The organism is Pseudoalteromonas sp. ESRF-bin5, assembly GCF_002632075.1.
Classification (GTDB): Bacteria; Pseudomonadota; Gammaproteobacteria; order Enterobacterales; family Alteromonadaceae; genus Pseudoalteromonas; species Pseudoalteromonas marina.
This window is the reverse complement of record NZ_NTLW01000070.1, coordinates 18367-29086: the sequence shown is the minus strand read 5'-3', so window position 1 is coordinate 29086 and position 10720 is coordinate 18367. Positions and strand designations below refer to the sequence as shown.

8 protein-coding genes are annotated in these 10720 nt (G+C 40.3%); 5 read left to right on the top strand and 3 right to left on the bottom strand.

Going from position 1 to position 10720, the window contains the following annotated elements:
* Both BCG07_RS02940 and BCG07_RS02935 read right to left on the bottom strand, forming a co-directional pair.
* A partial coding sequence (locus BCG07_RS02940) for a TonB-dependent receptor (protein ID WP_286888562.1) occupies positions 1-2024 on the bottom strand: 2024 nt, incomplete at its 3' end.
* 418 nt (positions 2025-2442) lie between these two features.
* Positions 2443-3303, bottom strand: a complete 861-nt coding sequence (locus BCG07_RS02935) for a mechanosensitive ion channel family protein (protein ID WP_006791430.1) — start codon at positions 3301-3303, stop codon at positions 2443-2445.
* 310 nt (positions 3304-3613) lie between these two features.
* On the opposite strand from BCG07_RS02935, the gene BCG07_RS02930 reads away from it, so the two are divergent.
* The 4 genes from BCG07_RS02930 to BCG07_RS02915 all read left to right on the top strand — a co-directional run bounded on the left by BCG07_RS02930 (position 3614) and on the right by BCG07_RS02915 (position 8921).
* Entirely contained in the window at positions 3614-5755 is a 2142-nt protein-coding gene (locus BCG07_RS02930; protein WP_010557051.1) for a M3 family metallopeptidase, read from the top strand.
* A gap of 101 nt (positions 5756-5856) precedes the next feature.
* Positions 5857-6705, top strand: a complete 849-nt coding sequence (locus BCG07_RS02925; protein ID WP_203986407.1) for a DMT family transporter — start codon at positions 5857-5859, stop codon at positions 6703-6705.
* 74 nt (positions 6706-6779) lie between these two features.
* Positions 6780-8105, top strand: a complete 1326-nt coding sequence (locus tag BCG07_RS02920) for a glycerophosphodiester phosphodiesterase family protein (protein ID WP_286888557.1) — start codon at positions 6780-6782, stop codon at positions 8103-8105.
* An 81-nt stretch (positions 8106-8186) separates the two neighbouring features.
* Complete coding sequence (locus BCG07_RS02915; protein ID WP_286888555.1) at positions 8187-8921, top strand: dienelactone hydrolase family protein; 735 nt, start codon at positions 8187-8189, stop codon at positions 8919-8921.
* Between the two features lie 19 nt (positions 8922-8940).
* Here BCG07_RS02915 and BCG07_RS02910 read toward each other — a convergent pair whose 3' ends face one another.
* Positions 8941-9864, bottom strand: coding sequence for a LysR family transcriptional regulator (locus BCG07_RS02910; RefSeq protein ID WP_248519210.1), 924 nt, complete (start codon positions 9862-9864; stop codon positions 8941-8943).
* 165 nt (positions 9865-10029) lie between these two features.
* On the opposite strand from BCG07_RS02910, the gene BCG07_RS02905 reads away from it, so the two are divergent.
* Entirely contained in the window at positions 10030-10713 is a 684-nt protein-coding gene (locus tag BCG07_RS02905) for a type 1 glutamine amidotransferase domain-containing protein (protein WP_006791436.1), read from the top strand.
* Positions 10714-10720 lie beyond the last annotated feature (7 nt).

The window sequence follows — 10720 nt, the reverse complement described above, 5'->3', positions numbered from 1 at the left end:
TTTGCAAAGAAATCACCATCTTCAAGCTCTTTAGTGTAACGAAGCGTAAAGTTAGAGATCCACTCTGGTGCATGCGGTAAGCTGTTACCGTCTAAAATCGCACGATCTTCAGGCCCAAAGGCACCTGCAACTTGGAAAGTTGGATCTGTCACTGTACATTGGCCACACACAGCTACCGCTAAGTCATTATCTTTAAGCTCAGTTTTGTTATAGCTTAAGTTAAATGTTGCATTAAGCTCGTCGCTTAATACCCATTCAGTGTCTAACTCAAAACCGTAGCCTGTCGTTTTGTCTGCATTAATTAAGCGGTTAAAGTTTGCACCACCACCTACAGCGGTCAATTGCTGATCGCTCATTGTGTAGTAGAACACAGTTGCATTTACACGACCTTGTCCGTCTAGCACATCTGATTTAATACCTGTTTCAAATGAAGTTACGGTTTCAGAATCAGCTGTTGTTACTTCATCACCAAATAAAATACGACCTTGCAAGCTTGGTGCGCGGAATGTATTAGCTACACGGCTGTACCAGTTTACGTCTTCGTTTACTTTGTAGTTAGCAGATAAATCCCAGCTTACATGGCTATCGCTAACATCTTGCTCGATAAATAAAGCACCACCGCCAATAGGGCTTAGTGTACGATCTGCAGAGAAATCTTTTTCATCATCAGAGTAACGAAGGCCCGCTGTGATTTTTAAATCATCAGATACAACATAATCAACAGAGCCAAATACTGCCCAAGCGGTTGTATCTTGTTGCTGTTTAACATACCCATTTAAGGCGCCGGCCGGTGATGAAAACGTGTCATAGCTAAAGTTTTCAATTGTTAGCTCTTCGTCAAAGTAAAAAACACCTACTTGATAGTTTAAGTCGCCATCAAAGTTACTTGATAAACGAAGCTCTTGAGTAATTTGATCTTGCTCAGGAATACCATCAGCACTTTCTGAAGGGAAAGGAATAAAGCCAGGCCCCATGTAATCAGGAAGGAATACAGCACCGTAACCACCGTCAATATCACCACGAGAGTATATTTCAGCGCTTTCCCATGCAGAGATAGACGTTACAGTGTGGTTTTCAAGATCCCATTCAAGTCTTAGACTCATACCTTCAGATTCTACTTGTTGAGTAGAACGAGCACCGGCATCTTGATATACAACATCGTGCTCATAGTTATCGACTAATTCGTTAGAACCAGACTCAATAACATTTGCGCGGAACGCGATAGGTGAACCATCTAAATCACGTGTGTGATAGTTTAATAAAGCAGAAAAATCATCGCCTTCGTATAAAAACTGAATACGTGCTGCTTTTTCAGTATAACCGCCCTGTTGATCTTTAGCTTCAAAATTAGGTGCTTGGTTATCTATGTAATCATCTTTATCTTGCCATAATAATGAAACGCGAGCAGATAAACGATCTGTTAACGCACCACCTACAGCACCTTCAGTGTCTACTGCGCCACGGCTACCGTATGAAACCGCACCGTAACCGTCGAACTCTTGGCTAGGTTTAACTGAGTCAAACTTAACAAGGCCTGCTGGCGTATTACGGCCAAATAAAGTACCTTGCGGACCACGTAATACTTCTACGCGTTCAACATCAAATACAGGAAAGCCTTTTAAAATCGCATTTTCTTGAACAACTTCATCAACAACTAACGATACAGGTTGAGACGCATTTAAATCGAAATCCGTGTTACCTAAACCACGTACGTAAAAACGTGGGAAAGAACGGCCAAATGAAGATTCGATAGACAAGCTTGGAATTTTTGCGTTCATAAAACGAATATCCATGCCTGCCGAGCTGTATGCATCAAGGTTATCACCTTGCAGTGCAGATACAGCTACAGGCACCTCTTGAGCATTTTCTACACGTTTACGCGCAGTAACTTGAATAACTTCTAATTGGTTATTTTTTTTAGCCGTTTCTTCTTCAGCAGCAAATGAAGAAACAGAAGTGCCAGCAGCAGATAATAGTGCGGCATTAATGATTGTCGCTATTGCAGATTTTTTAATTGCTTTCATGTCGGGTTTTAACCTTTTGTATGCACTCTTGATCAACGATTTTTTGTGTTGCGCAATGTATTCATTGCGGGCTCGTACAATTTTTCGCGACTTGGCTATATGCGCGCGGACCTCATTATCGAGAGTACAAAAACGAAATAATGAGGCTGAACGAACGAGTGAGATTATACCACTGTGTGATAAATTTACTGCATAAAATCTTTGTAATTTTGAAACTTTTTTGCAACATTTAACCACAAGATAGCGGCTTTTTATTACTTTTTAGATGTAAAAACCCAATTATAAGGACATATGTCCTTATCAATAAAACTGCAAATAAAGTAGCAATTTTAAAGTTTTAACTTAAAAACCTAACTTAGGTACGCTTTTTGCTAACGAAGAAAAAACCGCACTAGGCGGTTTTTTCCTCAATGCTTTATCACGTTCGTTTTAAGGCTATTTCTCCATCTATATGAATGTCTCGTTGAGGGAACGCAATCACTACATTATTTTGCTCAAATACATCGTACAGACTAAAGCGAATATCACTGCGCACGGTTCTAAGCATGGTTTCAGATTCAGCACATACCCAAAAAACAGCGTTAAAAACTAATGAGCTATCGGCAAAGTCGTCAAATAGCACTGCCGATTTTGGTGTTTTTAAAATCGCTTTATGCTCATCAAGCACCTGTTGGATGAGTTTTTTAACTAAAACTACATCCGATCCATAAGCAACACCTACGCTTACCGACGAGCGTGCATTACCATCAATTAACGTCCAGTTTGTTACTGTGTTTTCTAGTAATTGGCTGTTGGGGATCAACATATGTACGCCATCATTTCGACGAATCCGCGTTGAACGTGTATTTATAGTTTCGACGACCCCCTTGGCACTGCCTACTTCTAAAAAGTCACCTATTCGAATAGGACGCTCCCACATTAATATCCAACCGCTTATAAAGTTATTAATTATATTTTGCGCACCAAACCCCACACCTATTGCAATAGCACCCGATACAAATGCAAAAGCCGTTAATGGAATATTTAATACTTCTAGCGAGGTAAAAACTAATATGGCGATACTTAAAATAAAATAAATACGCGTGAATAAATGAACAGCATCTTGGCTTATTTTTTTGGCGAGTAGAGTTCTTTTTATTAACTTACCAATGTGTGTCACCACAAACCACATTGCAAATAAAATAAGTGGCACCTGAATTATTTTTGCCACTGTGAGTTGTATATCGTTGTAACTAAATACAACAAAAGAAAGGATTTCGTTTATTTGTTCTAAATTCATTTATTTTCCAATCAGGGGGTCTTTAATATTATTATAGAGTGAATGTGTTTTAATTAACTAACATTAGCACGCCACAATGCAATTTAACTGACTTTAAAAATTGCACTTTGTTATTTTGCAGTACTTGTGCCACCAAAAAACAAACAACACAAGCTACTTTTACCTACCTAAACATCTATTTTTAGCTAATTTGCGTTTAAATCCTGCATAATCTCGATAAACTTTATTGTATATAAATCAAAATTTGGTAAGTTAAGTGGGTTTTTCGACTCGAAAAGCCTATTCCGGCTAATCTTTCTATGGAGTTATTATGCGTAAAACCCTAATCGCCACTACAATTGCTAGTGCATTATTACTATCTGCCTGTTCAGAAAATAAATCAGAAACACAAACAATGGCAAAAGAAAGCGCAGCACAAGTGCAAGACGTAAACGCAAGCAATGTGTTATTCAAACCAAGTCCTTTACAATACATGGCACCTGAGTTTGATAAATTTGGTACTAAAGATTACGAAGCTGTATTCGACGCGGGTATTGCAGAGCATACAGCTCAAATTCAAGCAATTGCTAATAACCCAGAGCCAGCAACATTTAAAAACACATTAGTTGAAATGGAACTATCTGGTGAGTTATTGAACCGTGTATCAACGGCATTTTATAACTTATCGGGCCTAATTTCAGATGACGAATACCAGCGCATTAGTAAAAAAATGGCGCCAGTATTATCGGCTCACTCTGATGACATTTATTTAAACGGTGCTTTATTTGAGCGCGTTCAAACAATCTATGATAACCAAGCAGCACTAAGCGCTGAAGATCAACGCCTTGTTGACTTTTACTACAAGCAGTTTGTAAAAGCCGGTGCTAAATTAAGTGACGAAGAAAAAGCAAAAATGCGCGAAATTAACGCACAACTTGCTAACTTATCTACTGCGTTTTCGCAAAACGTTTTAAAATCGTTTAAAGAAGATGTAATTGTTGTTACTGACAAGTCTAAACTTGCAGGCCTTTCTGAGGGTGAAATTGCAGGCCTAGCAGCTGCAGCTAAAAAAGCGGGCAAAGAAGGCTACATGATCACGCTTGTGAACACCACGCAACAGCCTATTTTATCAAGCCTTGAAAACCGCGAGTTACGTGAGCAAATTTTTACTGCCTCAGCAAACCGTGCAGCACAAACAAATGGTCCTATCATCATTGAAGAAACAAACTTACGTGCACAAAAAGCAGAGCTTTTAGGCTACAAAGATTGGGCTTCGTATGTAATGACCTCGCGTATGGCGCAAACAACTGAAAATGTATACGGCATTTTAGATGACCTTGCCCCTAAAGCAGTTGAAAAAGCGAAAATTGAAGCCGCAGCTATCCAAAAAGTAATTAATGATTCGGGCGAAAGCTTCGAACTTAAACCTTGGGATTGGGCATTTTACGCTGAAAAAGTACGTGCTGAAAAATACGACCTAGACCCTGCGTTAGTTAAACCTTACTTTGAAATGAGCTCAGTAATTAACGATGGTTTATTCTTTGCGATGAATAAACTATACGGTATTACGTTCAAAGAACGTCAAGACTTACCGGTTTACCACGAAGATGTAACCGTTTATGAAGTATTCAACGCTGACGGCAGTGCAATTGGTTTATTTTACATGGACCCATACGCACGTGAAGGCAAGCGTGGCGGCGCATGGATGAGTGCATACGTAAGCCAAAGCGGCTTAAAAGGCACTAAACCTGTTATTTATAACGCGCAAAATATTCCAAAACCTGCTGAAGGTGAGCCAACGCTTATGACCTTTGACGAAGTGTCGACTATGTTCCATGAATTTGGTCATGCGGCTCACGGTTTATTCTCAGATGTTAAATACCCAAGCCTTGCTGGCACTGCAACAGCGCGTGACTTTGTTGAGTTTCCATCTCAAGCACATGAAGATTGGATGATTGAGCCTAGCGTACTTGCTAATTACGCTAAGCACTACAAAACAGGTGAGCCAATTCCACAAGCATTGCTTGATAAAGTATTAGCATCGCAAAAATTCAACCAAGGTTTTGGTACGACTGAATATTTAGCGGCTGCTTTACTGGATATGGAATGGCACTCATTTGGTTCAGATAAGAAAATCAATGATGTTCAAGAGTTTGAAAACGCAGCGCTAAAAGCTCATGGTATTGATTACTACCCTGTACCACCGCGTTATAAATCAAACTACTTTAGCCATACATTTGCCGGCGGTTACTCTGCGGGTTACTACGCATACCTTTGGACTGAAGTATTTGCAGCCGATGCATTTGCACACATGGAAAACAACGGTGGTTTAACACGTGAAAACGGCGACAACTTCCGTAAAGAAATCTTATCAAAAGGTAATAGCCGTGACTTAATGCAAAGCTACATTGAGTTTAGAGGTCAAAAACCAACAACCGACGCACTACTTAAGCGCCGTGGTTTAGTAGAATAATAACTTAACTTATTATTTTTAATATAAAAGCCCGCTTGCGGGCTTTTATTGTTTATACCTTAATTTATAACAGATAAACTTAGCCAATTAGTTATTACACAATGATGGTTATGGGCTATTTATTTGCAGTGACCCTGCTTTGGGCATTTTCGTTTAGTTTAATTGGCGTATATTTAGCTGGGCACGTTGATGCATGGTTTAGCGTATTAATCCGTGTTGCGCTAGCTACATTGGTATTTTTACCGTTTATCAAACGCCTTCCTCCCGCCACCGCAATCAGGCTTATGTTGATAGGCGCTGTGCAACTTGGGGTTATGTACAGTTTTTACTACCACTCATTTTTGTTTTTAAGCGTCCCTGAAGTATTGCTTTTTACTGTTATGACGCCGCTCTATATTACTTTATTAAACGATACCCTTAACAAACAGTTTAATCCGCAATTTTTTATTGTTGCCTTAATTGCCGTGCTGGGTGCAGTAGCAATTCGTTATGAAAATCTCGACAATGACTTTTGGCTAGGGCTGTTGCTTGTACAAGGAGCCAATTTAAGTTTTGCAACTGGGCAAGTTACTTACAAACGGTTAATCCAAGGCAAGCAGCTTGACGACAAGGCGGCATTTAGCTGGTTTTTTATTGGCGCCCTTATTGTTGCAGGCTTATGTTACGCATTATTTGGTAACTCGAGTAAGCTGCCAAGCACAAATACACAATGGGGGATTTTAATTTATTTAGGGATAGTGGCCTCAGGCTTGGGTTATTTTTTATGGAATAAAGGCGCAACGCTTGTCAATGTTGGGGCGTTGGCGGTCATGAATAACTTACTCATCCCTGCCGGTATTATTGTTAATATTGTTATTTGGAATAGAGATGCCGATATTTTTAGGCTAAGTATTGGTGCAGCAATAATGCTTTTAGCGTTAGTGGTTAATCAGATAATGACGAAAAAATAAGTTCACTTTTCTGTCGTTTAATTGTCATTAAGAGTTACTAAGGTAGTGCAACTTTTATTTTTTAAGGATAAACAATGAAGCGTATTACCTTATCTGCCAGTTGCCTTCTAATTGTTGCACTTACCGGTTGTGACGATGAAGTTAAAGTAGTCGAAAAAGACGTTTTAGTAACTAACACTGAAGTTGAAATTGTAGAAGTACCCACGCCAGTCGTTGTAGAAGTGGCCCAAGGTAGCAATGTTCAACTTGGCACACGCCCTGATTATTTAATTAACTACATGGCGCCAAGCGAGTTAAAAACACAATTAGCATCATGCCAAGATGGCCCATTTTATAAGACAGACTTTTCAATTGGGCATCGCGGTGCCCCAATGCAATACCCTGAACATACTAAAGAATCTTATATTGCAGCAGCGCGAATGGGCGCAGGTATTGTAGAGTGCGATGTAACGTTTACAAACGATAAAGAACTAGTGTGTCGCCACTCACAATGTGACTTACATACTACCACTAACATTTTAGCTATCCCAGAACTTGCCGCCAAATGCAGTGTGCCATTTACCCCAGCCGATCCAAATACCGGGGCTTCCGCTTCAGCAAAGTGCTGTACAAGCGATATTAGCCTGAGCGAATTTTTAACCCTTGAAGGAAAAATGGATGGTGCGAATCCTAAAGCCACCACAGTGGCAGAATACCTTGACGGCACCCCAAATTGGCGTACCGATTTATACTCAAAAACAGGAACGCTATTAACCCACAAGCAAAGTATTGAGTTATTTAAAGAGTTGGGTGTAAAAATGACCCCAGAGCTTAAGTCGCCTCAAGTTAGCATGCCTTTTGATGGTATGAGCCAAGAACAATACGCACAAAAAATGCTTGATGAGTACACGCAATTAGATGTTCCCGCAAATCAGGTATACCCACAATCGTTTAATTTAGACGATGTTAAATATTGGATTAACACCAACCCTGAATTTGCAGATCAAAGTGTTTATTTAGATGGTCGCGATAGTGAAGCTGGTTTTGACCCGAGCAATCCAGCAACATGGCAACCAAGCATGGCTGAACTGGTTGCTGACGACGTTAAAATACTTGCGCCTCCCATTTGGATGATGCTTACCATCGATAACGATAACAATATTGTTCCTTCACAATACGCAATTGACGCAAAAGCGGCAGGTTTGAAGCTCATAGCATGGAGCCTTGAGCGCTCAGGGCCGCTAAATGAAGGGGGTGGTTATTATTATCAGTCAATTGCTGATGTAATCAATAACGATGGCGATATGATGACTGTAGTTGATGTGTTAGCAAAACAAGTGGGTGTAATGGGTATATTTTCTGATTGGCCGGCCACGGTAAGCTACTACGCAAGCTGTAATAAAATGCCAGCTAGCATTTAAAAACGCATTTCAGCGGTCGTTTATTCTGCTGCGCTCAGTTACCATAAAGAAATTACCAAACCTTTTTAACTGAGCGCTTTTATGATCATCCAACAACATAATACCGACTTACCAACGCCAACAGGCCTAATGCGAACCACAGTGTATCGTCCACAAGCCGATGGGCAGTTTCCTGCCATTGTTTTTTATTCTGAGATTTTTCAGCAAACGGCTCCTATTGCTCGAAGTGCTGCACTTTTGGCAAGCCATGGTTTTGTTGTACTCGTGCCTGAGGTATTTCATGAGTTAAACCCTATAGGGACTGTACTTGCTTACGATGATGCAGGTAAAGACAAAGGCAATGCGGATAAGTGGAAAAAACCGCTTGAGCATCACGATAGCGACACTCAAACATTAATTGATTTTATAAAATCGCAGCAGTATTGCTCAGGTTCAGTGGGGGCGATGGGCGTATGTATTGGCGGACATTTAGCTTACAGAGCTGCACTTAATCCCCAAATTAAAGCAGCGTTTTGCTTATACGCAACGGATATTCACAGCAATACATTACCAGCTCAAGAAGGAAACAATTCATTTGAGCGCATGGCCGATATACAAGGTGAAATACATTTTATTTGGGGTAAACAAGACCCTCATGTACCACAAGAAGGCCGCAGTAAAATTTATCAGCAATGTATAACGACAGGCATTAACTACCAGTGGCAAGAAGTTAACGCGCAACATGCCTTTATGCGTGATGAAGGTGAGCGATACGACGGCGCATTGGCAATCGCAATGTACCAACAAGCCGTGACGCTATTTAATCGCACTTTATAAACACTTTAAGAACGTCTTACTAAGTACTTTTCAGCATACCCAGCGCGGTATGCTGCTTTACAAAGTACGCTTTTAAATAATCAATAAATAACCTAAGTTTTTTAGAGCCTGTAGCACCTGGCGGAAACACCCCGTAAAGCTCAATATCTTTAGTTTTGTAATCGTCTAATATGATCTCTAGTAGCCCAGCTTGCACCTTAGGCCAGGCATCATATAAGGGAATACGGCCAAGACCATGCCCTGCCTCTACAAATGCCGTGCGTGCTGCCGCATTATTTGTGCTTAAACCACCTTGCATTGTAATGTCGTGTTTTTTGCCATCTTTTTGAAGCGTTAAAGTTTTACTCCCCAGCTGATACACAACCCATTTGTGCGCTCTTAACTCAGCTGGCGTTTTAGGTTTACCAAAATAGTTAAAGTAATCTGAAGAGCCACAAATACAGGTACTCATTGTGGTCAGTTTTGTCGCTTGTAAGTTTGAGTCACTTAACGCAACACCACGAATGGCAATATCAAAACCATTTTTTATTATATCTACTACGTCGTCGGTTAGCTGTAGGTCGATTTCAATTTTTGGATATTGGCGCTTAAACGTATTAATAGCGGGTACAATTAATTGCATGCCTACATTAACGGGGCAACTCACTTTAAGTAAACCTTGCGGCTCGCTTTTTATATTCTCTATTTGTTGATTAGCGGCATTGGCTTGCTCAGTGATTACGCGACAACGCTCGTAGTACGCTATACCGGCCTCTGTAAGTGTCATTGTGCGAGTAGAGCGGTTTAAAAGTGTAACTTCAAGCTGGGTTTCTAATTTTTTTAAGTGATAGCTTGCCACAGCGCGTGTTAAACCTAATTGCTTAGCGGCGGCTGTTAAACTTCCCTGCTCTACAATTTGTGCAAACACCACCATACTTTTTAATTGCTCGAATGACACTTTCATGGCTTTTCCGCCTAGTTAAAATTCAACCCATTCATTGTATCAATTATTAAACCAATAAAGTCAAATTTATCATCGTTGTTTAAAGTAATTTAAATGCATATAGTAATAATACGAGTTTGGTGAATACCAAATACTAATTAACTCAATTATCGAAGGAATATAGTTATGGCTAAAAAAATACTTATGGTACTTACTTCACATGCGGATCTTGGTAACACAGGTGAAAAAACCGGTTTTTGGGTTGAAGAATTTGCAGCACCTTACTATGCATTTGTCGATGCTGGCGCTGAAGTGACTCTTGCGTCTCCTGCTGGTGGCCAACCGCCAATTGACCCTACAAGCACACTTGCTGATTTTCAAACCGATGCAACTAAACGTTACGATGCAGACAGCGCAGCACAAGCGCTAATGGCCAACACACATGCACTGAGCGAAGTAAACTCAAGTGATTACGACGCAGTATTTTACCCAGGCGGCCACGGCCCATTATGGGATTTAGTAGATAACACCGATTCTGTATCACTAATTGAAAGTTTTGTTAAAGAAGAAAAACCAGTTGCTGGCGTTTGTCATGCTAGTGCTGTGTTTTTAAATGTTAAAGATGCAGACGGCAACGCATTGGTAGCAGGTAAAAAAGTAACTGGTTTCACCAACAGTGAAGAAGAAGCTGTACAACTGACCGACGTAGTTCCTTTTTTAGTGGAAGACGAGCTAATCAAAAAAGGTGGCGACTACCAAAAAACTGAAGATTGGGGTGTACTTGCCCTAGAAGACGGTTTGCTGATAACGGGTCAAAACCCTGCAAGCTCAGAGCTTGCTGCTAAAAAACTATTAACTAAATTGGGTTAATAGCATT

Bases quoted from the DNA above. Each gene is read 5' to 3' on its own strand.
- BCG07_RS02935 (WP_006791430.1), bottom strand. From the start codon at position 3,303: ATGAATTTAGAACAAATAAACGAAATCCTTTCTTTTGTTGTATTTAGT.
- BCG07_RS02930 (WP_010557051.1), top strand. From the start codon at position 3,614: ATGCGTAAAACCCTAATCGCCACTACAATTGCTAGTGCATTATTACTA.
- BCG07_RS02925 (WP_203986407.1), top strand. From the start codon at position 5,857: ATGATGGTTATGGGCTATTTATTTGCAGTGACCCTGCTTTGGGCATTT.
- BCG07_RS02920 (WP_286888557.1), top strand. From the start codon at position 6,780: ATGAAGCGTATTACCTTATCTGCCAGTTGCCTTCTAATTGTTGCACTT.
- BCG07_RS02915 (WP_286888555.1), top strand. From the start codon at position 8,187: ATGATCATCCAACAACATAATACCGACTTACCAACGCCAACAGGCCTA.
- BCG07_RS02910 (WP_248519210.1), bottom strand. From the start codon at position 9,864: ATGAAAGTGTCATTCGAGCAATTAAAAAGTATGGTGGTGTTTGCACAA.
- BCG07_RS02905 (WP_006791436.1), top strand. From the start codon at position 10,030: ATGGCTAAAAAAATACTTATGGTACTTACTTCACATGCGGATCTTGGT.